Source organism: Rhodanobacter sp. G1, from assembly GCF_055397855.1.
In genome coordinates, this window is the sequence record NZ_AP039674.1 from 277,297 (window position 1) to 302,352 (window position 25,056).

A 25,056-nucleotide genomic window follows, 5' to 3' on the forward strand; every position below is an offset into this window, starting at 1 on the left:
CGCTTTCAGCGTGTCGTGAAGTTGGGGTACTCGTCGAGCTCGCCGAGCAGGAAACGGCCAAGCAGGCGAGCTTGCAGCTCAAGCAAGCGCCGGTAGCTCAGCCGGTAACCGAACAGCGGATGGGTGATCTCGTGGCTGAGCCGCCGCTCGAAGGCGGCGATGAAGCGTTTGCGCCCGCTGGCATCGAGATTCACGCTGCCGGCCGCGTTGACGAAGTCGCTGGGGCGGACTTCGCCGTTGTTGACGACCTGCATGACTACCGAGTCCGCCAGCAGGGGGCGGAAGGGTTCCATCATGTCCAATGCCAAGGCGGGGCGGCCGTAACGCGGTTGGTGATAGAAGCCACGAAAGGCGTCGAAGCCCACGGAGGTCAGCGTGGTTGTCCAGGTGCGCGAAAGCATGGTGTAGGCGAATGAAAGCATGGCATTCACCGGGTCGCTGGGCGGGCGTCGATTGCGCAGCGTGAAGTCGAAGGAAAGCAAGGCTTCGTCCTCCGGCGAGGCGGGTTTCAACGTCTGCCGAAACTGGCCGAAGTAGAGCGCCGCGGCGTGGCCTTCGATGCCCAGCAGGGTTTCCAGACTTTCGGCACGTTCGGCCTGTTGGCGAATGCGCTTGAGATCGTCCAGCAAGCGTTCCGGCTTCTCTTCCGGTTTCCAGTTGCGGCGGATCTGGGTGCGACAATTGGTGATCTTGGCGGCCACCAGGCCGCGGGCGATGCGCAGGCAGGTGGCATCGTTGAAGCTGGCGCGATATTGCGCGGTGCGCAGTTCCACGTTCTTGTGGCCGTTGCCGACGGTGTGGCCGAAGAAGAAGCCGCCATAGCTGTGCCAGCTGACGGGAATGTCGCGCTGCATGAGTTCTTGCAAGCAGGGCGTGGTGATGTAGACGTTGCCCTGGATGACCACTTGGGAGACTTCGCGCAAGCGTGCGCTAGCCAAGTGGTTGCCGTCCTTGTCGGTCACCTCCAGTACCTCGCCTTTCTTCGCCAGCTTGGCGCTGTAGTGCTGGATGTACAGCGGCAGGGCTTCGTGGTGCGGTACCGCCAGCGGACGCGGCGCCAGTTCGGTCTGGTGCAGGAATTGCACCTCGTCCGGCAGGCAGATGGTTACCAGGGAGCAGCGCGGGCATTTTGGGCTGTCCACCAGCGGAGCGGGGATGCGCCCGCCGGAGGCCATGGCGCGCAGTTCGGCGATGGCGTTGCGGGTGAGCGTGAGCAGCTCGTCGTCGAAGGCGACGGCTACGCGCTCCTTGCTGGCTACGTAGTAAATGGCGCCTTCGTCGCAAGCGTAGCCATGTTCGCGCAGCAGCAAACCCTGCGCGCACAGCTGCACGCGCTCGGGGTCGTAGACGCCGCGCGTGGTGTGCGGTCGCTTGCCTCGCTTGTAATCCACCGGTGTGACCGTGCTGCCTTCGCCTTCGATCAGGTCGAGCTTGGCGATCAGGCCCAGCGTGTTGGACGACAGCGTGACCGAGCGGGCGTGGATCTCCACGCGCTCTTCCTCGGCAATGGCGGCGTCGGGCAGGTCGCCGGAAGGCTTGTCCACACGCTGATGCTTGTGCCGGCCGTCCACCGTGTCGGCCGAGTCCGCCCACTCGCCCTGCACCCATTCAAGATACGCAAGTCGCGGGCAATACACGTGCTCGTTGAGCATGCGCACTGGGATCAGCGGCTGGTCGCCGCCCAGTTCCGGAAATGGAAGTTCCAGATCCCCCTGCTTCGGTTCCATCGAAAGCCGCTCCCCATGGCGTCTGCCGATCCGTGCCTTGGGTTGTACTCCCGCGAGGCGGGAGCGGCAACTTCTTGCGCCGTGGGTGCGGCGTCTTCAATCGCCGATAAGGGCGGCCAGCTGATCGCGCGCCAGGCGAGGCAACTTGAGCGTGGCGGCGGTGGCTGGCCAGGTCGCCACGGCGTCGCGCACCTCGGCCTCGATGGTTTTTGCCTGGGTTTCGGCGAGGCGGTAGTAGGCGCAGGTGGCACGCAGGTTGGCCAGGCTCGGGCTGGGGTCGTGCGCGTCGATCGCCAGTGCATGCTCGCGCTTGTCCGGGTTCGGATTGATGTCGAACGCGGGTGCCAGTCGCCATCCGCCAGGTGCGCGCAGGAAGCCGTGGTTGCGCAGGTGGTCGTCGCGGTTGCCGACCAGGATGGAGAATGCGATGCGCCGATAGAGCTGGGCGAGATCGGCGCCGATGCCGGCTGGGTCGCCGTGGCGCTGGATCGCCTGGGCAATGTCCAGGTAGCTGCCGCCCTCGCCATCGCCGCGGCCGGTGAGCGTCATGGCCGAGGCATACAGGCGGCGCGAGCCGCCGTCGCGGTCGAAGCGTCGCACGGCGAAGCTGCGGTAGCCCCGGCCGAAGCGCAACAGCCGGGCGTCGGGAACGGTCACGCCAGCCGCCCCGGCCAGATGCCAGGCGAGGTATTCCCAGGCGCCGACGTCGCGTCGGTCGTCGTGGGCGGGGAACTTGGCCAGCCACAGCGCCCCATGCTCGTCGGCGAACGTGGCTTTCGGGCGGGCGCCGCCCAGGCTGGTGCCGGGGGCCACCAGTTGCGCCAGCCACTGCGCGTACTCGGGGCGTTTTTCGGCACCCTCGCGGCCGAGCTCGCGGGCAATGGCTTCCAGTTCGCGCAGGCGTGTCGCCGGCGGGGCGCTGTGCGCGCGTTCGTCGACCCAGGCATGCGGCGGCCCGGGTTGGCGCAAACGCAGGGCGCCCATGCGCGTGCAGTCGTCCACGCCGGCCAGGAAATCCCATTCGGAGAGGCGGCGCACGCGGCGTTTCGTCTCGCGGGCCTCCAGTGCCTCGCGTCGCTCCATCAGCATGCAGCCCCAGCGATCCGGCGAGATGTCGCGGAAGATGCCGAACAAGGCCTGCCCGTGCCCCGGCCACGACGGCCCCCCCACCAAGGGCAGGTCGGGCGCGATGGCTACACTCTGGCGCTGTTCGAGGTAGTCGCGGCGGTACTCGAAGGCGATGGCTTCGTTGCTGCCGTGCCGTTCGCAACGCAGGCTGCCGATCGCCTGTGCCGGGCCGAGCGTGGCATCGTCCAGCACCACGTCGAGCACGGTGGTGGTTTGCGCGCTCACGGCTTGCGCCTGCCGCGCGGCGCGCCCACCTGGCGGATGTCCTGCAGGCGGCGGCCTAGTTCGTCCTCCTTGGCGAGCAGGTCGAGGTCATGATCCAGCCCCAGCACCTCCAGCGCACGCAGCAAGGTGGCCAAGCTGCTCGAACCCTCGCCCTGTTCCAGCTTGCGCAAGGTGGGCAACGACACGTCGGCCCGCGCCGCCAGCGCCGCCTGCGTCATGCGCCGCCGCAGCCGCGCCGCGCGCAACCGCGCACCGAGCGCCGTGAGGCGCGCGGTTGCGGCGGGAAAGATGGGCGGGGTGCGCTTTGGCATGGAAAATAAAATATACTTTAGATCAAAATAAAGCAAAATTTATTTACTATTTTCGAGCCGTCGGTTTGAACATGCCCAAGCCATAATGGCAGGCGAAGCCGAGTGCCAACGGGCCGGTCAACGGCTCGGCAAAGGTCAGCTTCCAGAAGCTGCCCAGGCGGTCTGGTTGGCTCAGTCCGCGCCGATTGCGGAAGCGGTGGAAGTGGATCGGCCGGCGCATGCGGCCCTTGCCGACATCCACCTCGGCGCGGCTTTCGATGGCGATGGGCTCGGGGATGCCGCGTTCGCGGCACTCGCGGCAGATCTGTTCTTCGATGCCGAAGTGCTTCTTGACATGCCAAGGGTGCAGGTAGGGCGTCGCGGATTCCCAGGTGGCGCTGGTGCGGGTCAGCGGCGAGGCGATGTCGGGCGAGCCGCTGCCTTCCAGCGACAATTGCCATTCGGCGCCGGCATGATCCCAGAGCCTTTTCACCTTGAGCAACGCGCGCTGTTCGGCATCGCTCATGCCGATAGGCGCGTAGACAAGCATGCGATCGAGCCGGCCGTCGTCGTTGCTGTCCCACGGCAGGTAAAAGGCGTGGCCATGGCGGTTGCCCGCGGGTAGATCGTGGCCGGAAAAGACCGGTGGAATATGTCCCTCGCCGAAGGCCTGCTTGCACTGGCCCATGGCGGCGACGCGCATCAGTTCGCCGATGCGCAGGCTGTCCTCCACGCGCGGCAACGGTTTGCCGTCGAGGATGAAGTTGACGGCCATCACGGCGGGTGCCACGGCACGATGGATGGTGGGCCGTGGGCGCAGCGCATCGACGGGACGCAGGTAACTCACCTTGCGTGCGGCGGGCGGTTGGCTCCAGCCAAGCTTGCGCAGGTCGCCGGTATCGACGCTGAGCGCGTCGAGCAGGGACTCCGGCAGCGTGGCGCCTAGTTTCTTCTGTGCTTTTTTGTCGACCAGAAAGCGTCCGCGCAGCGCTTGGTAATCGGCGCGGGGCCGCGGCGCATACAGCGTGACCAGTTCGCCCTTGACCTCGCCGGTTCGCGTGTCGAGCGCGCAGTCGCCGGGCAGGCAGTTGGTCGGCGGGGCCGTTTCGAGCGTTCTGGCTTCCACCCAGGATTCGGCGCGGCCGAGGTAGCCCATGACGGAGAGCAAGTCGTCGAGCAGGGCGCGCTGATCGGTGGGGAGTGTCAATTGGGGCCAGACGACGCCCAGGGGTTCGTTGCGATCCACCGCGGTGAAGGCATCGAAGACCAGTGAGGTCTTGCCCGCCGCAAACTGCGGCAGGTAGTGCCGGGTATGGCTATGGCTGGCCGCTGGCAGGCTGTACTCGGGCAGCTCGGTGGACAGGGATTCGATCAGCGCCTGGAGTGTGGCGTCGCTGTGCCTGCCGTCATGCTTGAGCTTGTGGTGCCAGGTGGCGATCAATGCGCGCAGGATGCGCCACGGCTCGGGCGGCCACGCAACCGCGCCCTCATTGACGTGGCGATCCCATGGCGTGGCGTGATAGCGCCCGGCGGGAAAGGTGAAAGCAAGCGCGAGCATGGCTCAGCCTTCGCCGTCGTCGTCGGACTCCGTTTCACCCTTGCCCTTCTTGCCCTTGGTCACCTTGCCGCCGCCGGTATAAGTCACCGTGGTGGGCTGGAACTGGGCATCGGCGGCAGCGGCCTTGATGAGGTCGGGAAGCGCCTGCGTGAGTGCTTCCAGCGTGGGCATCGGGAAGCCGATCGGCCGTTGCACATCCAGCGCCGTGCACTCCAGATCGCAAGCGGTGCGCAGACGCAGACCGGTTTCGAGGAAGGCGCGAATCTTGTAGAGCGCCAGCGCGACCAGCAGGTCGGACACGGCTGGCGTGAAGCCGTAGCCGCGCAGTTGGGCGAGGTCGAGATTGAAGTAGGCGGCAATATCGGGCGAGACGAATTCGTCGCGGGAGAAGGGTACGTTGCCAAACCCCTTTGCCGTGTCGCCGGAAGGATTGACCGAATCGTTCTTGACGCCGCCGCTCGCTGCAACTTTGGCATCGGTGGCTTCGATGAAGCCCGACAGTGCGCGCGGTAGCCGCAGACGGCCGCCCGCCAGCTCCTTCTTGGCAAGAAACACGCCGTGCAGCAGGGCGTTGATGTCGAGGGCGAGCAAGGTATGCGCGAGCTTGCGCAGATCGACGAAGCCTTCTTCCATGTCGGCCAGTTCGGCCTTGAGCTTGTCGAAAACCATCTTGTCGGTGCTTTCGAGGATGTACGGCGAGTTGATCCGATGCGCCTCCAGCACCGAGTTGGTCAGTGGTTTGCCATCCTTGTCCTTGACCTTGATGACGGAGAGCCCCTGTAGCGGAGTCACCCAGTCGTCGGCCACCTTGTCCCAGCACACGGCTTCCAGGCGGTTGGCCATGCTCTGCGCGGACTCCACCAGCAGGGTGGGCGTGCCGTCCGGGCCTTCGTATTGGGCGGCGCCGATTTCGGGGAAGCCGGTGGGCTGGAAGCGCGTGCCCTGCAAGGGCTCGAGCTTGGCGCGCAGCAGCAGGCGCGGGGCATGGGCGAGGGCGGACAGATCGAGACTCATGGTTGTACTCCTTGGTATCCGTGGTCAGGCGAAGTCGGGTTCGGGCTGTTTCGTGATGCCGCGTGCCAGTGCTGCGGTGGCTCCGTAGCGCAGCGGAATCAGCAGCGCGGCGGCGGCACGTTTGGGGTCGATACCGGCCAGTGCCGGCAGCGCGTCGGGCGTGAATCGCGGCGCCAGGCCGGAGGCGCGCAAGCGGCGCCAGGCGATGGCCACGGCGCGGTTGCCGTGATTGCCGGCGGCGAGCTGCGCCAGCATGCCGGTGGGTACCGGCAGGCTTTGTCCATCGGCCAGCGCACCGAGCGAGCACAAGGTGCGTTCTGGGGTCAGCGCCAGTTTCATCAGCGCAAAGGCCGCCGGCACGCCACCCTCGCCGCCGCCGCCGCCGCCGCTGCGGTCGATCTCCTGCGGGATGTCGCACAACGCGAGGCCCGGCAGCAGATCGGCAATGCGCGCATCCATACCGTCGTCGCGCAGGAAGGCGGCGAGGTCGGCCAGCGTTGCGCCCGTCGGGCTTTCCAGTGGCTTGTCGTCCATGCCGAAGCGCTCGGCCAGCCACAATCGCCGGGCAAGCAGTGTGGGCAGCGTATCGACCAGACGGCCTTCGAAACCATCGCAGAGGCGATAGTTTTCGTCGGATTCCGGCGTGATCCATTTGGCCCAGCGGCGCTCGACCGGAAAGAGCTGGGCGCGGATGGGTAGCGGTACTTCGTCCACACCGCGCAGGCCGGCCAGGGCTTTGGCGATGCGCAAGGCGGGGCTTCCGTCATCGGCGGCGATGATCCAGCGTTCGAATAGGCGCGGAACCGGTCGCACGGCCTCGCGTGCCTTGCTGCTCGATGCAAGAGCGGATTGGATCTGGCCAAGCAGGATCAGCAGCGCTTGCGCCTCCGGCTTGCCTGGTGTTTTGCCGGAGAGTGCGAACAGCGCGTCTTCGAGACGCTTGCGCAGGGTCTTGAAGCGGGTGGCTGTGTTGCCCTCGTTGGCGAAACGGCGGAATTTTTCCAGCCAGCCGTGGGTGTCCAGTTCGTCGAGCCATGATGGAGCCGGCGATTCACTGACATCGACTCGTTCGAGCGGAGTCGCCAGATAGGCCTTGCCTGAACGCATCAGCAGTCCGTAACGCTGAAAACTTCGTACGCCGCGGTAGCCTCCGAGATGTTGCACGGCGCGGACGAAATCGAGCGCATCCCGCGCCGGTTTCCGGCCCAGCGCCACGCGGCCCTCGCTCATCAATGCGCGCACTTCCGCATGCGTTGCGAACTGCGGCCACAGAGGCATCCAGAGCTCGCCGCGTGCTTTGCCCGCATCGCCTTCGCCCAGACTGCCTGAGCCCGCTCCGATGGCACGCACGGTAAAGGGGTAGCTCAGCACGCCGAAAGGATCGTCGGCGTTGCGCCGCACCGTTGCCGCGGCGAACAGCAACGCGCCTTCGATCATCAACACGAAATCCCAGGGGTTGATGGACGCATCGGCATCGAAGCCCGTGCTTGCATTCGGGCCGCCCGCTTGGCCGGGAGCAAACTGGCCGATGGCGCTTTGGGTCAGCCCGGGCGCCGGTTCGGCAAACAGCGAGGTTTGCAGCCAACCGAGGGACGCCTGCACCGCGCCTTCGTCATCCGATGGGAGCACGTCGAGGACGCGCTGCATGAAGTTGTTGGTGAAGTCGAGCCGACCGTCGTTGCCGCCTGTTCCAAGCAGCGGCGGGTATTGCGGCGAGTCGCCAGCCAGTAGCACCGAGGCATCAAACCAGCCAAGCGCCGAATCGGGGAGTTGGCTGCGGATGGCAACGAGCAGGCTGGCCTTGGCGTCATCTTTGGGGCTGGCCGTACGGTCGTGTCCGTCGAGTGCGGACTCCGCTACGGCAACGCAGGCCTTGTAGCCCCCAAATCGCGCATCGTTGCTTTGCATGATGCGCCACAGGGCGTCCTTGTTGTCCTTGTCGTAAAACCCGCTGCCGCCATTCCATGGCGCCATGATCGGCGTCGGCTCGTACTCATCCAGAAAGAACCGCTCGATGCCTTCGCGATCCAGCGACGTCATCAGTACAAAATGGTCGCCGCGCCAGCTGCCGCGTGTTTCGGGGTAACGGGCCGACAACAGGCGCAGCACGCCCAGCGCCTTGAGGTAGCTGGCCAGCGGGGTGGCTGTGCAGCCTTCGAGCAGAAATTCGTTCACTCCGCATCCCCCTCTTGTTCGGCTGCCGAAGCGCGCCAGTCGGCCAGGCGCACCAGCGTTTCCAGCCAGGCGAGTTGGAACGGGCCGTGTTGCTCCAGCAGGCGCAGCGCCCGCTCGCCCCAGGAGGCGCCCTGTTCGCCGAGGCCCATCTCCATCAGCGCGAGCTTGAGTGTGGCGGTGGCGCTGTGTTCGCCATCGAAATCGAGTGCGGGCAACACATCGCCTTCATGGATGCCACGGGCGAAGCGTTTGACGCCGGGTTCGGCTTTTTCGCTCGGCATGGCGCGCAGGCTCATGCGCACCTTGCCGTGGTGGGCGAGTATCAAATAAGCGATGAGGTCGGCGTGCGGCTCGCCGTCGTGCTGCGCCAGCCAGCCGAGCATGGAAGCCAGCTCATGCCGGAAGAAGGCCCGGCTGTGCCGCATCGGCCCCGTGCAACTGGATTTCGCCAGCGGTTGCGCCGGGTCGGCAGGCAGGTGGCAGCGGTACATGGACTGCTGGAAGACCTCGTGCAGCTTGCCCAGGTCGTGCCAACGCCCGGCGCGCACGACGTCGGCCGTATGCGTGGTTTCGCCCACGGCGTCGCAAAGCCCAGCGGCGTGGGCAGCCACGTGCGCCAGATGGTTGGCGAGCGCCACAGGACGCGGTTGTTGCGAGCGCCAGTCGTCGGCGTAGTCGCGGCGACTGGCACTGCTGGCGACTTCAGGGCCAATCGGTACGGGTGGCTTGGCGATGCCGTCGAAGCCGATGTCCGGGCTGTAGCCGCCGTCGTGGCTGCGCGCCAGCAGGGTCATGCCGGGGCGCAGCTTGCGGTCGTGCGACAGCTTGGCCCATTGGCCGTCGAGTGTGTCCCAGTGCCAGAGCGTGATGTCCTTGCGCTTGGCGAAGGCGGTGATTTGTCCCATCGATACGGGGCAGAGTTCGTCGCGTGCAGGCTGCGGTTGCGTGTCGGGCGTATTGGGGTTGTCCTTGAGATTGCGCCAGAACAGTTGCACGCCGGGCAGGCCGCTGTCGCGGATGTAGTCGGAAACGTCGACGTCGAAGCCGGAGAGGTCGGGGTCGGTGTTGAACAGGTCGAGGAAGTCCTTGCGCCGCAGGACGGTCGTGAGCGGGCGGGCTTCTTCGGTGGGCGGCAGGTCGCCGGGGCTGGCGCTGGTCAGCCCGGCCAGCGTGGCGCGGGCGGCATCCAGTGATTCGGCGGCGTAGGGGAGCGTGAGTGTCTTGTCGGCTTCGATGTCGATCCAGAAGACGCGCGCACCCGCGTCGTTGTGTCTGCCATCGCGGTTGCAGCGGCCGAAGCGCTGCACCAGGGACGCCCATGGCGCCAGTTCGGTGAACATGACCTTGGAGGAAATGTCCACGCCGGCTTCGATGGCCTGGGTGGCGACGACGATGCGGTCGACGCCCGGCCCTGCGCGCAGTTTTCGCGTCAGCTCGCTGCGCTCGGAGGGGCGGAAGCGGGCGTGGATCAGCAGGTCGTCGCGGTCGCCGCGCCGCTTCTTGATCGACTGGAAAAGCTGCTGCGCGCGACCGACGTTGTTGAGGATGACGAGGGTTTGCGCCGCCGGGTCGTGCTGCGCGAGCACCTCCGCGCATAGCATGTCGATGTACGCCTTGGCGTTTTGCTTGCTGTTGTCCTTGTCGAGTCGTGTGGCGGCTGCCTGCAAGGCCTTGGCGGCCTGCAGGCGTGCGCTGGCCTGGGTGCGGTCGGCCTCGCCGAGGGTGTGGCGTTTCAGGGTGTCGAGGTGCGGACGCAGGTCGACCGTGTCCAGCCATGCGGTGCGCAGCGTGGCGGACACCCACAGCGAACGGCTGCTTTTTGCCAATGGGAAGGCGGTGCGCCGGAAGGCTTCGAGCTGGGCGGAGGTGGCCAGCCCGGCTCCCATCAGCTGCACCTCGTCGTACACCCATAGGCAGTCGTTGTGCAGCAGCGCGAAGTGGATCGGCCACTGGTAGCGGCTCATGCCGTAGCCGCGCATGAGTGCACGGGAGAGCAGCATGTCCTGGGTGCCGATGAGGATCATGTCCTCTTCCGGGTGTTCGGCCCAGGTTTCGAGGTCGCCCTCGCCACCCATCAGAACGTGTACAGAAACGTTTCCGGTACCGGGGGCGCCACCGATGCCGAGATGTTCGATCCAGCCCTGGATAGTGTCGCGGGCTTGTTCCACCAGCACGCGCATGGGCAGGCACCAGATCAGGCGCCGGGGTGTTTCGGGATCGGGTGTTTCCATACGGCCGCCCGGCCGCCAGCCGCGTTTCCAAAGCCAGGCAAGCGTTACGGCGGCGGTCTTGCCCATGCCAGTGGGGATGTCCAGCGCGTCGGGCCAGATGTCGTGCGCCAGGGCGCTCTGGTAGGCATAGGGCGCGGTTGCCTTTTCCCCCGTTGGGTCGAAGGCATGGCGGAAGCAAGCTTCAAAATCCATAGGTGCGCCCCGTGGTGCGATGCGGGCGGCGGCCTGCGGGCGACGGGTGTCGCGGGCAGCAGGCGGGCACCGCGAACGCGTGCCGCAAGCCAGAACGAGGTGGTATGCCGCCAGGCGCACCTGCGTGTGCGCTACCGTGCCAAACAAGCCGATCCATGTGTTTCCCCTGTGCGCCCGCGCTCGCAAGGCGGGCTGGCAGGTTTCGTTTTGCCACAGCGCAGTCTCATATGTCGAGACAAGGGGCTGTGGCGGTTCGGCGCTGGCGCGATAGTGGAGCTACATCCCCCCGAACAACGCCTCCAGATCCGCCTCGTCGAAGCGCAGCTGCTGGCTGGCGCCGCCGCCGTCCAGGATGGCTTGGGCGAGTTCGGCCTTGCGCGCCTGCATCGCCTGGATTTTTTCTTCCACCGTGCCCTGGCAGATCAGGCGGTAGACGAACACGGGTTTCTGCTGGCCGATGCGATGCGCGCGGTCGGTGGCCTGGGCTTCGGCGGCGGGGTTCCACCACGGGTCGTAGTGGATCACGGTGTCGGCGGCGGTGAGGTTGAGGCCGGTGCCGCCGGCTTTCAGGCTGATGAGGAAGAGCGGCAGTTCGCCTTGCTGGAAGCGCTTGACCATCGCCGTGCGTTCGCGCGCCGGGGTCTGGCCGGTGAGCGTCTGGTGCGGGATCTTGCGCTTGGCCAGCGCGGTTTCGATCAGCGCCAGCATTTCGGTGAACTGCGAGAACAGCAGCACGCGGCGGCCGTCGGCGACGAGGCCGTCGATGAGTTCCATGAGCGCGTCGAGCTTGGCGCTGGCCTTGACCTTCTTCGCGCTGGCGAGCTTGACCAGACGCGGATCGCAGCAGGCCTGGCGCAGCTTGAGCAAGGCGTCGAGCACGATGATGCCGCTGCGCGCCAGGCCGCGCTCGGCCACCGCCTGGCGCACGCGTTCGTGCTGGGCCAGGCGCAGGGTTTCGTACAGCGCGCGCTGCTCGCCTTCCAGCTCCAGCGTGTGCACGATTTCGGTCTTGGGTGGCAGGTCGGCCAGCACTTCGTCCTTGCGTCGGCGCAGCAGCAGGGGTTTGACGCGGCGGTTCAGGCGCTCCAGCCGCTCGCGGTCGCCGTGTTTTTCGATGGGCGTGCGGTAGCTCCTGGCGAACTGGCGCTGGCTGCCGAGCAGGCCCGGCTCCACCGCGTCGAACTGCGCCCACAGTTCGCCCAGATGGTTTTCCAGCGGCGTGCCGGTCATGCCGAGACGGCGTTCGGCGGGAATCTCGCGCACGACTTGCGCGGCCTGGCTGGCGGCGTTCTTGATCGCCTGCGCCTCGTCCAGTATCAGCAGCGAGAACGCGGTCTCGAGCAGTCGCTCGCGGTCGCGCGCCAAGAGCGGATAGGTGGTGATGGCCAGGTCGTGCGTGGCCAGTTCGTCGTAGCGGTCGGCGCGGTCGGCGCCATGCAGCACCAACACTTTCAGCGTGGGCGTGAAGCGCGCGGCCTCCATCTGCCAGTTGCCCACCAGTGAGGTGGGACAGACCACCAGTGCGGGTTTGGCTAGGCGCTTGCGCTGCTTTTCGCCGAGCAGATGCGCCAGCACCTGCACGGTCTTGCCCAGGCCCATGTCGTCGGCGAGGATGCCGCCCAGGCCGGCGGCGCCGAGGAAATCCAGCCAGGCCAGGCCGTCCAGCTGATAGGGCCGCAGCGTGGCCTTGAAGCCGCGTGGCGGCTTGCCGGCGCCGGCCTTGGCGCGCAGTTGTTCCAGCTTGCGGCGCAGCGCGTCGCCGCCATGCCAGTCGGCGCTGGCGCCCAGTTCGCCGAGCTGGCTGGCATGCACGCGCGGCGTGCCTTCGCCTTCGTGTTCCAGCCATTCCAGCAGCGGCTCGATCAGGGCGCGCAGCCGCGCCAGCGGCAGGTCGGCGGCGCGTTTTTCGTCCAGTTTCACGCGCCAGCTGGCGTGCTTCTTCTCGCGTGGTGCGGGCGTGCGCGGAAAGCTCGGGTCGGCGACCAGCTGGCGCAGGATGGGCAGCAGGTCGATGCGTTCGCCGGCGATGTCCACGCCCAGTGTCACGTCGAACCAGGCGTTGCCGGAGGGCGTGAGTTCGCCGTGCCAGTCGTCGACGCTGACCAGCTCGTCGTGCGGGAAATCGTCGGCGTATTCCAGCCGGAAGCCGCGTTCGGCGAGTTTCGGCAGCAGCGGTTCCCACCCCTTGGCCGATTGCGGCAACAGGCGCTTGTTCGGCTGCCACACCCAATCGTGCTCATGGGCGCGACCGTCGCCGAGGGTGAAGCCGACATACAAGCCATCCTTGCGGGTCAGGCCGGCCTTGCGCAGGGCGGCGATCCAGCGCTCTTCCTCGATCATGTCGCGGTGGATGGCGTAGAGGCCGCTGTCGCCGCGCCGGGTCACCACGCTGCGCGGCTCGCTGGTGGGCAGCACGTGGCCGGCGTAGTCGAAGCGCAGCGAGGCGACGCCCACCATGCCGCGCCCGCTCGTCCATTCGCGGATGAGGGCGCTTTGCAGATAGAGCACGGGCTGGGGCGTTACGCGGAGGTCTTCGATGGCCTCGACCTCCGGCAGCGGCGGCAACCAGGCGGCTGTCGGGCTGCGCGCCAAGCGCTGGCGCAGGTGTTCGCGCTGATGCGGTCGCAGCGGTGGGGCGTACTGCAGGCGTCGGTACTGCTGCAGGTCGCCCGCCACGCGGCCATAGCGCCCTGCGGCAAGTTGCACGTACCAGAGTCCGGCGCCTTGCAGCAGCATGGCGTCACTCGCATCCACCTGCATGCGTGGGCGCAGGTTGCCCTCTTCGTCGGCCACCCAGCGCACTGTGGACTCCAGCGTGGGGCCGGCTTCCAGCGGGTGTTCGCCGCGTTCGAACCAGGCGGGATAGCGCGCCAGCAGCAGGCTCAAGGCGTGTTCCGTCGGCGCGCTGCGGATGGCCAGCCAGTGGTGGCCGGCCATGCTGTGCGTGGGCGCGGCCAGCAACACGGCCAGCGCCATGGCGACGTCCTCCGGCCAGCCTTCCGCCGGCATCGGGTACGTGCCGGCGCTACTGTTGAGCAGGGGCGTGGGCTTGACCCAGGCCGCCTTGCCGTTGCGGTTCCTGGCCGGGCTCATCCACACCGGCAAGGCATACAACTGACCTTGCGGCCCATCGGCGCGCAACAGCAGGCCGAAGCGGTTTTCCGGCGCGGCGACGGGCAGCGCGTTGCCGAGGCTGGCACTTGGCGCGGCCAGCCATTGATCCCACTGCTGCATTTCCACGGCATCGCGGCGTGCAGCCAGCGCCGTCGACGTCGCCGGCGATTCGGACAGGGATTCCCGCGTGGTCAGGGCGATGGCCAGGCTGGCGGCGGCGTCGAACAGCATCGCGGCGGCGTGCTTGCACTGGCTGCCCACCGGGCAGGTGCAATGCGAGCGCACTTGCAGGCGGCCAGTCGTCGTCGCGAGCGTGACGGTGCAGGTGTAGCTCTGGCCGCCGCTGCCCTTGACGCGACCGCGCAGCGCGCCGTCGTCGAGCAGTTCCAGCTTGTGCACGTGCTTGCGCTGGGCGTAGTCCCGACCGCGGCCCAAGGTGCGAGCGTCGAAGGCGGCGCGCCAGTCCTGGCTGGCGACCAGCTGTTGCAGTTCGTCGAGTGTCATGGCGCGCGGTGCGGTTCGATCAGCCGCGCAGTCTGGCATATCCCCGTGCCCGGGATCATTTGCGCGGCTCGCCGAAAACGCGACAATGACACGTTCTGTCCCTTGTCGATCAGAGAGCCGCGCCGCCATGTCCGATACACCCAAGATCATCTACACCCTCACCGACGAGGCGCCGTTCCTAGCCACGGCCTCGCTGCTGCCCATCGTGGAGGCGTTCGCCGCCACCGCCGGCATTGCGGTGGAGACGCGCGACATCTCGCTGGCGGGGCGCATCCTCGCGCAGTTCCCGGATCGCCTGCAGGACGGCCAGAAGATCGGCGACCACCTCGCTGAGCTGGGCAAGCTGGCCACCACACCAGACGCCAACATCATCAAGCTGCCGAACATCAGCGCATCGGTGCCGCAGCTCAAGGCCGCGATTAAGGAATTGCAGGCGCAGGGTTACGCGCTGCCTGATTACCCGGACGTGCCGCAGAACGACGCCGAGAAGGACGCCAAGGCGCGCTACGACAAGGTGAAGGGCAGCGCGGTGAACCCGGTGCTGCGCGAGGGCAACTCCGACCGCCGCGCGCCGCTCTCGGTCAAGAACTACGCGCGCAAGCATCCGCACAAGATGGGCGCGTGGAGCAAGGATTCGCAGACCCACGTGTCGCACATGGACGGCGGCGACTTCTATGGCAGCGAAAAGTCCGTGGTGGTGGACGCGCCGACCGCGGTGAAGATCGAGTGGTTCGGCAAGGACGGCTCCAGCAAGGTGCTGAAGGAGAAAGTCGTGCTGAAGGCCGGCGAGATCCTCGACGCCGCGGTGATGAGCCGCAAGGCGCTGGCCGCCTTCATCGATGCGCAGATCGCCGACGCCAAGGCGCAGGGCGTGCTGTTCTCGGTGCACCTCAAGGCCACCATGATGAAGGTGTCCGACCCCATCATGTTCGGCGTGGTGGTGGACGAGTTCTACAAGGACGTGATCGCCAAGCACGCCGACGCGCTGAAGCAGGCCGGCTTCGATCCGAACAACGGCATCGGCGACCTGTACGCGCGCCTCGGCAGCCTGCCGGCTGAGACGCAGGCGGCGATCAAGGCCGACATCGCGGCGGAATACGCCAGACGCCCGGCGCTGGCCATGGTGAATTCCGACAAGGGCATCACCAACCTGCACGTGCCCAGCGACGTCATCATCGACGCCTCGATGCCGGCGATGATCCGCGATTCCGGCAAGATGTGGAACGCCGAGGGCAAGCAGCAGGACTGCAAGGCGATCATCCCCGACCGCAGCTACGCGGGCGTGTACGCGGCCACCATCGCCGACTGCAAGGCGCACGGCGCGTTCGATCCGGCCACCATGGGCAGCGTGCCCAACGTGGGCCTGATGGCGCAGGCGGCCGAGGAATACGGCTCGCACGACAAGACCTTCCAGATCGCCGCCGACGGCGTGGTCAAGGTCACCGACGAGGCCGGCAAGGTACTGCTGGAACAGTCGGTGGAAGCCGGCGACATCTGGCGCGCCTGCCAGACCAAGGACGCGCCGGTGCAGGACTGGGTGAAGCTCGCCGTGTCGCGCGCGCGCCTGTCGAACACGCCGGCGGTGTTCTGGCTCGACCCGCAGCGCGCGCACGACCGCGAGATCATCAGGAAGGTGGAGCGCTATCTCAAGGATCACGACACCAGCGGCCTCGACATCCGCATCCTCGATCCGGTGGCCGCCACCAAGTTCTCGCTGGAGCGCATCCGCCAGGGCCAGGACACCATCTCGGTCACCGGCAACGTGCTGCGCGACTACCTCACCGACCTGTTCCCGATCATGGAGCTGGGCACCAGCGCCAAGATGCTCTCCATCGTGCCGCTGATGGCCGGCGGCGGGCTGTTCGAGACGGGCGCCGGCGGTTCCGCGCCCAAGCACGTGCAGCAGTTCCTGGAAGAGGACTACCTGCGCTGGGATTCGCTGGGCGAGTTCCTCGCGCTGCAGGCCTCGCTGGAATTCGTGGGCGACAAGACCGGCGACGCACGCGTGAAGGTGCTGGCGAAGACGCTGGACGAAGCCAACGGCAAGATCCTCGATAACAACAAGTCGCCCGCGCGCAAGGTGGGCGAGCTGGACAACCGCGGCAGCCACTTCTACCTCGCCCTGTACTGGGCGCAGGCGCTGGCCGCGCAGGACGGCGATGCCGCGCTCAAGGCGAAATTCGCCCCGCTGGCCAAGGCGCTGGCCGACAACGAGGCAACCATCGTCGGCGAGTTGAACGGCGCGCAGGGCAAACCTGTCGACATCAAGGGCTACTACCACCCCGACATGAAACTGGTGGCCGCAGCGATGCGGCCCAGCGCCACGTTCAACGCGGCGCTTGCGGGGTTGAAGTGAGGTTGGGCAGTCGATGATGGGATGCAAGACGGGGCGCTTTGCGCCCCGTCTTGTTTTTGCTCGTCATACCAGCGAAGCCGGCGGCTCCTTGGATCGCGTTACAAGTATCTGCTGAATTTAACCTAGCTGCTCAAGCGCATGCAAAATTGCTGGAAGGCCATGCAAGAGGAGAAACGAGGTCAAGAGAACAAGGATCACGAGCAAAACCTTCTCCTGTGTGGAATCTTTGTTGCCGCTGATGCCGTACAGAAAATCACTGAGCGCAGCGTCTCCATAGTTACTCATTGACATGAAGAGGCCGCGCAGTTTCGGGTCGTTCAAGTTGTGGGGATTCAAGGCGAGTCGAGTCTTCGTTTGGGGTCTTCCGGGTTCATTATGAAGAATGGAAAGTTGCAAAACGTCCGTCCCTCTGTACTGTCTGGTCGTTTCCAAGGCATACCCCACAATGTTTTTCGACGGTATGGTTTTTTTCGACAGCGACAGCGTGATATCTATCGAATGACGAGTGATGACCGTTTTTCTCCACATGATGCTCAATGTAAAAAAGCAAAAACAGATAATAAATCCACATAATGTTACGACGTTCATTTGCCATTTTTCATGGGTGTTTGGATGCTGTATTTGAGAAACCACATCAGGAAGGACAATCCATGCCATCACCATGACAAAAGAGATGGAGGCAAGGGGTGCGAGGAAAAACCTTGTGGTAATGGAGGCCCTGTAGGTGTGCGGCAGAATGTAAAACTTGCTCAAATACTGGGCGCAGCTGTCTGCGGTGTAGTGGCTTTCCATCGCTTCCCCTTGGGTGCGTCATTTTTTGCTTTGTCTCGATGGTGGCAGCATGTGCTGGTGGGTGCGTTGATTCAAGCCCCGTTGCCTCATTCCAGCGAACATCGCGCACTCCATACGGTCACAACGCCGATGGTGTGCCGCCCTCGGAACGGAAACGAGCCATGAAGACGAACCCAATGCGCCCCTTGTCTATGCTGCTGTGCCTCGCGCTGGCCGCGCCAGCTGTGCTCGCTGCGCAGATGCAAACGCCGTCGCCGACAAGTACGGTCGCACCCCCGCCGGTACCCGCTGACGTACCCTTGCTGGCGCCCGTGGTGGTGAGCGGCGTGGTGCCGGGGCCGGGCCTGTGGAAGGTGAGCAAGAACGGCCACGTGCTGTGGGTGCTGGGTACGCTGTCGCCGCTGCCGGGGAACATGCAGTGGGAGTCGCATGACGTGCAGCAGGTGCTGGCGCAGTCGAAGCAGGTGTTGCTGGAACCGAAGATCAAGCTGAAGGCCGACATCGGTTTCTTCGGCAAGCTGTTCCTGCTGCCCAGCGCGTACGGCGCGCGCAAGAACCCCGACGGCAAGACGCTGGATCAGGTGATGGACGCGCCCACTTACGCGCGCTGGCTGGCGCTGAAGCAGAAGTACATCGGCGACGACCGCGGCATCGAGCGCTGGCGTCCGCTGTTCGCCGCGCAGGAGCTGTACAAGAAGGCGCTGAAGGCGAACGGCCTGAGCAACGACGGCGGCGTGCCGGGCGCGGTGGCCGCGCTGGCGAAGAACGACGGCGTGCTGGAAACGCCGGTGCAGTACCGCGTGGAGATCCAGCATCCGCGCGATGCGCTCAAGGCCTTCAAGGCCGCCGCGCCCAGCGACATGGAATGCTTCAGCCGCACGCTGGACGCCGTCGAGCACGACCTGCCCGCGATGGCCGCGCGTGCCAACGCCTGGGCCACCGGCGACCTCGACGCGCTGCGCGCGCAGCCCGACAGCCATCGCCGCGACGCCTGCGTGAGCGCGATCACCGACGCCGGCTTCGCCCATCAGCTCGGCCTGGCCGATGTGCCAGCGCAGCTGGAAGCCACGTGGCTGGCCGCCGCGCGCGACGCGCTGGCGAGGAACGGCACCAGCTTCGCCATGCTGCCGATGGACGAGCTGCTCTCGCCCGACGGCTACGTGAACCGGTTGAAGGCCGAGGGCTACGCGGTGGAGGCGCCGCTGGGGCTGGACGACGCGCCGGCCGACGCGGGCAGTGCTCCCGCGCCGGCGGGTTCGGCCATGGCGCAATGAGGCGCGGATCCGGCATGCCCGGGTGAACTTCACCGCAGGGCGCCTGTCCATGCGGAGCCCGGCCATGACCGGTGCGGGCGAAATGGATCAAGGGAGCGGACGATGCGTGGCAGCAGATGGATGATGATGGTGCTCGGCCTGGCGACCCTGCCGGCACACGCGCAAACGGTACCCGCGCCGGCAACCACCGCCGCGAAGAACCTGCCCGCCGTGGTGGTGAGCGGCGAGCTGCCGGGGCCGGGCCTGTGGAAAGTCAGCAAGGGCGATCACGTGCTGTGGATACTCGGCACGCAGTCGCCGCTGCCGAAGAAGATGCAGTGGCAGGCGCAACAGGTGAGCGATACCGAGCTGGCCGCGCAGGCGCTGCTGCTGCCGCCGGCCATCGAGGTGAATGCGAAGGGCGGCTTCTTCAGCAAGCTGATGCTGTTGCCGCGCCTGATCGGCATCCGCAACAACCCCGACGGCAAGAAGCTGGCGGACGTGCTGCCGCCGCCGGTGTATGCGCGCTGGCAAACGCTGAAGGCCAGGTACCTCGGTCGCGGCAACGGCGTGGAGAAGTACCGGCCGATCTTCGCGGCCGGCGAGCTGTACGAGGCGGCGGTGAAAGACGCCGGCCTCACGGACGACGACGTGGCCGGCAAGCTGGCGCGCAAGCTTGCCAAGCGGCACGGCATCCCGCAGGTCAGCACCAGCTACACGTTTACCATCGCCGATCCGAAGCAGGCGCTCGCCGAATTCCGCCACGGCAGCATGGACGACGCCGCCTGCCTGGTGCAGACCATGGATCGCGTCGAGCACGACCTGCCGAACATGCAGGCGGCCGCGAATGCGTGGGCCACCGGCGACACCGCGACGCTGGCCGCATTGCGCCGCGACCGGCACGGCGATGCCTGCACCGATGCCTTCGACGGCTCCGACCTCGCGCGCCAGCAAGGCCTGCAGGATGTGCCGGCCAGGGTGGAACAGAGCTGGCTGAAGGCCGCTGACGCGGCGCTGGCGAAGAACCGCACGACGCTGGCGCTGCTGCCGATGGGCGAGCTGCTGTCGCCCACCGGCTACCTTGCCAAGCTAAAGGCGCAGGGCTACGCCGTGCTGTCGCCCGACCAGCAGGATGCCGACGACGGCAGCGACGACGCGCCCGCAACGGCGGGTTCCGTCGCGCGCTGATCAGGCCGCGCTGGCTGCATCCAGCGCGGCGATCTCGTCTGCGCGCAGCGTGAGCGACAGCGCGCCCATGATCTCCTCGAGCTGCGCCACGCTGGTGGCGCTGGCGATGGGCGCGGTGATGCCGGGGCGGGCGATCAGCCAGGCCAGCGCGACCTGCGCGGGCGTGGCGCCGCCGTGCGCGGCGGCCACCGCATCCAATGCAGAGAGCACGCGCAGGCCCTGCGGATTGAGGTGGCGTTGCGCGGCGCGGCCGCGCGCGATGCTCTTGGCGAGGTCGGCTTCGCTGCGGTACTTGCCGGTGAGGAAGCCGCTGGCCAGCGCGTAGTAGCACACCACGCCCAGGCCCTGCTCGCGCACCAGCGGTTCGAGTTCGGTTTCGTAGCCGGCGCGCGCCACCAGGTTGTATTCCGGTTGCAGGCATTCGTAGCGCGGCAGGCCGTGCCGCTGCGACAGCGCCAGCGCGTCGGCGACGCGCGCGGCGCCGAAATTGGAGGCGCCGATGGCGCGCACCTTGCCCTCCTCGATCAGCCGCGCGAACGCGCCCAGCGTCTCGTGCATCGGCACGCTGGCGTCGTCCTCGTGCGCGAAGTAGAGGTCGATGCGGTCGGTCTGCAGGCGCTCGAGCGAGCCTTCCACCGCGGCGCGGATGTTGACCGGCGACAGGCCGGGATGCTCGGCCCACTTCGCCACCTTGGTGGCGATCAGCACGCGGTCGCGCTTGCCGCTTTGCTTCAGCCACTTGCCGATGATGGCTTCCGACTCGCCGCCGCGGTTGCCCGGCACCCAGGCCGGGTAGACGTCGGCGGTGTCGATCAGGTTGCCGCCGCCTTCGACGAAGGCGTCGAGCAGCTCGAACGAGCGCGCCTCGTCGGCGCTCCAGCCGAACACGTTGGCGCCGAACGCCAGCGGGGCGATGGCAAGCGGCGAGCGGCCGAGTTGACGGACGGGCATGGCGGTATTCCGGCGGTGGGGACGCCCGCCAGCATGAGCGCGCCCGCCCGCGCGATCAAGGCGAGTTGATCGGGAACAGCCGCCGCGCATGGTCGTGCATGGCGTGCCACGTATCGCGTTGCGCGGCCGGCGCGGCCAGCCGGCGCAGGGCGTCGCGCAGGCCCAGCGGGCGTTGATTCTCGCGGTTCAGGCGACGGGCGAGTTCGGGCGAATGCACATGGCCGTGCTGCAGCAGAAGGCCGACGAAGGGCGAGCGCATGGTGAATTCCTTGCAAGCGGGGGGAGTGTGGGGCGGATGCAAGGTAAGCCGTGGCGGTGCGGCGAAAAAGCGATATCTTCGCAAGCCTGCTTTGAAGGATATTCAAGATGACGCGGCTCTCGCTGGATCTGCTGCAGCAGTTCGTGCTGGTCGCCCGCCACGGCAAGCTGTCGCGTGCCGCCGAGCAGGCGCACCTCACGGTAAGCGCGCTCAGCCACCAGATGCGCCAGCTGGAAGAGCGGCTGGAGCGGCGCCTGTTCGAGCGCGGCCCGCGCGGCGTGAGCCTCACCGCGGAAGGCTGCAGCCTGCTCGAAGCGGTGGGCGAGCATTTCGACAGCATCGAGCATGCGCTGTCGCGCTACAGCGAGCGCCGCCACGACGCCCTCACGCTCAGTGCCAGCCCCGGCATCATCTCCAGCTGGCTGGTGCCGCGGCTGCCCCGGCTAGTGGCCGCGCATCCGGAGCTGGAGCTCAACCTGCAGTCGAGCTCGATGCTGGTGCAGTTCGATCGCGAACCGGTGGATGCCGCCGTGCGCTACGGCCGCGGCGAGTGGGCCGGCCTGCGCAGCGAGCGCCTGTTCGGCGAGTGGGTGGCGCCGGTCGCGGCGCCGGAACTGCTGGCGCGGATGGGCGATGCCGACCCGCGCGATCTCGCGCAGTGGCCGCTGCTGGGCGACCCCGACCCGCCGAACCGCTGGCGCAGCTGGTTCGAGCATTTCGGCGGCGAGCCGCCGCGCCGCTACGTGGCGAACTTCGACAACCTCGAGGCGCTGCGGCACGCGGCGCTGGAAGGCCTGGGCGTGGCGATGGGGCGCATGGTGATGTCCAAGTCGCTGATCGACGCCGGCCGGCTGGTGGTGCTGGGCGACCGCTACCTGCCGGTGAACGATGCCTACTGGCTGGTCTACCCGCCGCGATCGCAGGAGCATCGCGGCCTGCAGGCCTTCCGCGCCTGGCTGCTGGCCGAAGCCGACGACTACTGCCGGCGCCTGCCGGTGAAGACGCACGAAGCCGCGCTGGAAGATTGATCCGCCGCGCATCGCTTAAAATAGCCGCGACCGGCCACTTATGGGCCGGCCGTCATCCCGTATCGCGACACCATGAGGATTTCCTATGCAACGTACCGCCATCCTCGTCGACGGCGCCTTTTTCCTCGCCCGCTACCGCAAGGTGTGGGGCGAGCGCGACGCCAACGACGCGCGCACCGTAGCCAAGACCGTGTTCGGCATGGCGCTGGAACACCTGAAGGCGCTGGATCGCCCGCGCGAATCGCTGTACCGCATCTTCTTCTACGACTGCCCGCCGCTGGACAAGAGCTTCGTGCGGCCGGTGAGCGGCGACACGGTGGACTTCGGCCGCAGCGGCGCCGCCGCGTTCCGCCGCGACCTGCACGACCAACTGCGCCGCCAGCGCAAGATGGCGCTGCGGCTGGGGCGGCTCGCCGAGCGCGGCGAGTGGAAGCTGAAATACCAGGCCATGCAGCAGCTGCGCGACGGCAGCCTGCACTGGGACGATCTCGGCGACGAGCACTACGAGCCGGACATGCGCCAGACCCAGGTGGACATGAAGATCGGCATCGACATCGCCGCGCTGGCCTACAAGCAACTGGTGGATCAGATCGTGCTGGTGGCCGGCGACGCGGATTTCATCCCCGCCGCCAAGCTGGCGCGCCGCGAAGGCGTCGACTTCATCCTCGACCCGATGTGGCAGGGCATCGCCTCGGATCTGCACGAGCACATCGATGGCCTGCAGTCGGTGTGCCCGCGGCCGTTCTAGCGTGCTGCTCGCGCTCAACAAGCCCTACGGCGTGCTGTGCCAGTTCACCGACGAGCGCGGCCGGCCCACGCTGGCCGACCACGTGAAGCAGAAGGGCGTCTACGCGGCGGGCCGGCTCGACCACGACAGCGAGGGCCTGCTGCTGCTCACCGACGACGGCCGCCTGCAGCATCGGCTGGCTGATCCGCGCCACAAGCAGCCCAAGACCTACCTGGTGCAGGTGGACGGCGCCATCGACGACGTGGCCCTCGCCGCGCTGCGCCGCGGCGTGGCGCTGAACGATGGCCCCACCTTGCCCGCGTCCGCCGAGCACGCCATGGAGCCCGACTGGCTGTGGCCGCGCGACCCGCCGGTGCGCTTCCGCAAGGCCATCCCCACCAGCTGGCTCACGCTCACCCTGCGCGAAGGCCGCAACCGCCAGGTGCGGCGCATGACCGCGGCGGTGGGCTTTCCCACGCTGCGGCTGATCCGCGTGCGTGTTGGCGAATACGCGTTGGACGGGCTGATGCCGGGTGAGACGCGCGTGTTGGAGGGCTGATGCCCGATAATCTGCGGCATCCGTCTCCACGGAACCCGAGCATGGACTTCAAGGATCATTTCTCCAGCCACGCCGCGTTGTACCGCGACGCGCGCCCCTTGCCGCCCGCCGACTGGTTCGACTGGCTGGCGCAGCAGGCGCCCGACCGCGCGCTGGCCTGGGACGCCGGCTGCGGCAACGGCCAGGCCAGCCTCGGTTTGGCCGCGCATTTCGAGCGCGTGATCGCCACCGATCCCAGCGGCACCCAGATCGAGCAGGCCGCCGCGCATCCGCATATCGACTACCGCGTGGAGCCGGCCGAACGCAGCAGCCTCGCCGCGCGCAGCGCCAGCCTGATCGCCGTGTCGCAGGCGCTGCACTGGTTCGACCTCGACGCCTTCCACGCCGAGGTGCGCCGCGTGGCCAAACCGGGCGCGCTGCTGGCGGTTTCCGCCTACGGCAACTGCAGCGTGAGCCGCGACGTGGATGCGGTGGAGCGCCGCCTCTACGCCGACACCCTGGGCCCGGACTGGCCGCCCGAGCGCGCGCTGGTGGATGCCGGCTACCGCGGCCTGCCCTTCCCGTTCGCGCCGGTGGAGGCGCCGAGCTTCACGATGCGCGCGGACTGGAACCTCGCGCAGTTCCTCGCCTACCTGCGCTCGTGGTCGGCTGCGCAGCGGCATGCGAAGCGCACCGGCGAGGATGCGGTGCAGGCGGCGGCGCCGGAGCTCGCGGCGGCCTGGGGCGATCCGGCGGCGCTGCGTGCGGTGCGCTGGCCGTTCTTCACCTGCGTGGGGCGCGTGGACTGATCCTCAGGCCTGCGCCGGCAGGCCGAAGAACGCCTGCGCCGTCGCCGTGCTGTTCGCCGCGGTGGCGTCCGCCGGCTCGCCGCGGTCGCGCGCGATCTCCTCGCAGATGTGCCGGAGGTACATCGGCTCGTTGCGGCGGTGCGCTGGCTGCGGGCGCACCGTGCGCGGCAGCAGGTAGGGCGCGTCGGTTTCTATCATCAGCCGGTGGGCGGGAATCTCGCGCACCAGTTCGCGCAGGTGGGTGCCGCGGCGTTCGTCGCAGATCCAGCCGGTGATGCCGATGTGGCAATTCAGCGCGAGGTAGTCGCGCAGCGCCTCGCGGGTGTCGGTGAAGCAGTGCACCACGGCGGCGGGCACGCGGTCGCGGTAGCGCTTCAGCAGGGCTATGAAATCGCCGTGCGCGTCGCGCTGGTGCAGGAACAGCGGCTTGCCGAGGTCGGCGGCGATGCGCAGCTGCCGCTCGAACGCGGCGAGCTGCACGTCGCGCGGCGAGTAGTTGCGGTTGTAGTCCAGCCCGGTCTCGCCCACCGCGCGCGCCGCAGGATCCTGCGCCAGTTCGCGCAGCCGCGCGTCGGTGGCCTCGTCGTAGTCGATCGCGTGGTGCGGATGCACGCCTGCGGTGGCCCACAGCACGCCGGGATGCGCGTGCGCCAGGGCCAGCGCGTGCTCGCTGCCTTCGCGCGAGGCGCCGGTGACGATCATCCGGCCCACGCCATGTTCTTGCGCGCGTTGCAGCACGGCGTCGAAGTCGTGGCGGAAGGATTCGTGGCCGAGGTTGGCGCCGATGTCGACGAGCTGCATGGGGAACCCGCTGAAAAGCGCCATTGTCACAGACTGGCGCAGGGCGGCAAACCGGCGGATCGGCGCGGGTTTGCGATGTCGCGCTCGCCAGCCGCTCTGCCGATGTGTTACCTATGTGCGTTCGCCGTGCGGCCTCTGGGGGGAGGCATGCGCGGAACGGTTTGTTTTGGCAGTCGCGATTCGCGGGCGGGGTGAC

At 67.4% G+C, this 25,056-nt stretch carries 19 protein-coding genes; 7 read left to right on the forward strand and 12 right to left on the reverse strand.

Going from position 1 to position 25,056, the window contains the following annotated elements; all coding sequences use genetic code 11:
* Positions 1-5: 5 nt before the first annotated feature.
* From cas4g/cas1g to ACZ5Z2_RS01130, 8 genes are all read right to left on the reverse strand, one after another.
* Positions 6-1,727: a CRISPR-associated endonuclease Cas4g/Cas1g gene (cas4g/cas1g, locus tag ACZ5Z2_RS01095; protein ID WP_464760133.1), complete on the reverse strand. Its 1,722-nt coding sequence runs from the start codon at positions 1,725-1,727 to the stop codon at positions 6-8.
* Between the two features lie 96 nt (positions 1,728-1,823).
* Complete coding sequence (locus tag ACZ5Z2_RS01100) at positions 1,824-3,080, reverse strand: type II toxin-antitoxin system HipA family toxin (protein ID WP_464760134.1); 1,257 nt, start codon at positions 3,078-3,080, stop codon at positions 1,824-1,826.
* On the reverse strand, positions 3,077-3,391 hold the full coding sequence (locus tag ACZ5Z2_RS01105) for a helix-turn-helix domain-containing protein (protein WP_464760135.1): 315 nt from the start codon (positions 3,389-3,391) through the stop codon (positions 3,077-3,079). The genes ACZ5Z2_RS01100 and ACZ5Z2_RS01105 overlap by 4 nt, the downstream gene beginning before the upstream one ends.
* A 46-nt stretch (positions 3,392-3,437) precedes the next feature.
* Positions 3,438-4,928 (reverse strand): type I-G CRISPR-associated protein Csb2, encoded by a 1,491-nt coding sequence (csb2, locus tag ACZ5Z2_RS01110; RefSeq protein ID WP_464760136.1) that lies wholly within the window; start codon positions 4,926-4,928, stop codon positions 3,438-3,440.
* Between the two features lie 3 nt (positions 4,929-4,931).
* Positions 4,932-5,942, reverse strand: coding sequence for a type I-G CRISPR-associated RAMP protein Csb1/Cas7g (gene cas7g, locus ACZ5Z2_RS01115; RefSeq protein WP_464760137.1), 1,011 nt, complete (start codon positions 5,940-5,942; stop codon positions 4,932-4,934).
* Between the two features lie 24 nt (positions 5,943-5,966).
* Positions 5,967-8,117, reverse strand: a complete 2,151-nt coding sequence (gene cas8g1 / locus ACZ5Z2_RS01120; protein ID WP_464760138.1) for a type I-G CRISPR-associated protein Cas8g1/Csx17 — start codon at positions 8,115-8,117, stop codon at positions 5,967-5,969.
* Positions 8,114-10,540 carry a type I-G CRISPR-associated helicase/endonuclease Cas3g gene (gene cas3g / locus ACZ5Z2_RS01125; RefSeq protein WP_464760139.1) on the reverse strand — a complete coding sequence of 809 codons (2,427 nt, stop codon included), beginning with the start codon at positions 10,538-10,540 and terminating at the stop codon, positions 8,114-8,116. The genes cas8g1 and cas3g overlap by 4 nt, the downstream gene beginning before the upstream one ends.
* Positions 10,541-10,816: 276 nt before the next feature.
* Positions 10,817-14,158, reverse strand: coding sequence for an SNF2-related protein (locus ACZ5Z2_RS01130; RefSeq protein WP_464760140.1), 3,342 nt, complete (start codon positions 14,156-14,158; stop codon positions 10,817-10,819).
* A 127-nt stretch (positions 14,159-14,285) separates the two neighbouring features.
* Here ACZ5Z2_RS01130 and ACZ5Z2_RS01135 point away from each other — a divergent pair, with 127 nt between their 5' ends.
* Positions 14,286-16,514, forward strand: a complete 2,229-nt coding sequence (locus ACZ5Z2_RS01135; protein ID WP_464760141.1) for an NADP-dependent isocitrate dehydrogenase — start codon at positions 14,286-14,288, stop codon at positions 16,512-16,514.
* A 117-nt stretch (positions 16,515-16,631) separates the two neighbouring features.
* On the opposite strand, the gene ACZ5Z2_RS01140 is transcribed toward ACZ5Z2_RS01135, so the two are convergent.
* Positions 16,632-17,306 carry a hypothetical protein gene (locus ACZ5Z2_RS01140; RefSeq protein ID WP_464760142.1) on the reverse strand — a complete coding sequence of 225 codons (675 nt, stop codon included), beginning with the start codon at positions 17,304-17,306 and terminating at the stop codon, positions 16,632-16,634.
* A 161-nt stretch (positions 17,307-17,467) separates the two neighbouring features.
* Between ACZ5Z2_RS01140 and ACZ5Z2_RS01145 the strand changes: the two genes are divergently transcribed.
* Positions 17,468-18,580, forward strand: coding sequence for a TraB/GumN family protein (locus tag ACZ5Z2_RS01145; protein WP_464760143.1), 1,113 nt, complete (start codon positions 17,468-17,470; stop codon positions 18,578-18,580).
* Positions 18,581-18,682: 102 nt separating this feature from the next.
* Entirely contained in the window at positions 18,683-19,747 is a 1,065-nt protein-coding gene (locus tag ACZ5Z2_RS01150) for a TraB/GumN family protein (RefSeq protein ID WP_464760144.1), read from the forward strand.
* On the opposite strand, the gene ACZ5Z2_RS01155 is transcribed toward ACZ5Z2_RS01150, so the two are convergent.
* Both ACZ5Z2_RS01155 and ACZ5Z2_RS01160 read right to left on the reverse strand, forming a co-directional pair.
* A complete protein-coding gene (locus ACZ5Z2_RS01155; RefSeq protein ID WP_464760145.1) occupies positions 19,748-20,698 on the reverse strand; it encodes an aldo/keto reductase in 951 nt (316 codons plus the stop codon).
* A gap of 55 nt (positions 20,699-20,753) precedes the next feature.
* Positions 20,754-20,957 carry a hypothetical protein gene (locus ACZ5Z2_RS01160; protein WP_464760146.1) on the reverse strand — a complete coding sequence of 68 codons (204 nt, stop codon included), beginning with the start codon at positions 20,955-20,957 and terminating at the stop codon, positions 20,754-20,756.
* Positions 20,958-21,064: 107 nt separating this feature from the next.
* Here ACZ5Z2_RS01160 and ACZ5Z2_RS01165 point away from each other — a divergent pair, with 107 nt between their 5' ends.
* From ACZ5Z2_RS01165 to ACZ5Z2_RS01180, 4 genes are all read left to right on the forward strand, one after another.
* The gene (locus ACZ5Z2_RS01165) at positions 21,065-21,985 is read left to right on the forward strand and encodes a LysR substrate-binding domain-containing protein (protein WP_464760147.1); all 921 of its coding nucleotides are present in this window, start codon (positions 21,065-21,067) and stop codon (positions 21,983-21,985) included.
* Positions 21,986-22,070: 85 nt separating this feature from the next.
* Positions 22,071-22,733: an NYN domain-containing protein gene (locus tag ACZ5Z2_RS01170; RefSeq protein ID WP_464760148.1), complete on the forward strand. Its 663-nt coding sequence runs from the start codon at positions 22,071-22,073 to the stop codon at positions 22,731-22,733.
* A 1-nt stretch (position 22,734) separates the two neighbouring features.
* Positions 22,735-23,271: a pseudouridine synthase gene (locus ACZ5Z2_RS01175; protein WP_464760149.1), complete on the forward strand. Its 537-nt coding sequence runs from the start codon at positions 22,735-22,737 to the stop codon at positions 23,269-23,271.
* Positions 23,272-23,312: 41 nt separating this feature from the next.
* The gene (locus ACZ5Z2_RS01180; RefSeq protein ID WP_464760150.1) at positions 23,313-24,059 is read left to right on the forward strand and encodes a class I SAM-dependent methyltransferase; all 747 of its coding nucleotides are present in this window, start codon (positions 23,313-23,315) and stop codon (positions 24,057-24,059) included.
* 3 nt (positions 24,060-24,062) lie between these two features.
* Here ACZ5Z2_RS01180 and ACZ5Z2_RS01185 read toward each other — a convergent pair whose 3' ends face one another.
* Positions 24,063-24,860: a TatD family hydrolase gene (locus tag ACZ5Z2_RS01185; protein WP_464760151.1), complete on the reverse strand. Its 798-nt coding sequence runs from the start codon at positions 24,858-24,860 to the stop codon at positions 24,063-24,065.
* Positions 24,861-25,056: the final 196 nt, after the last annotated feature.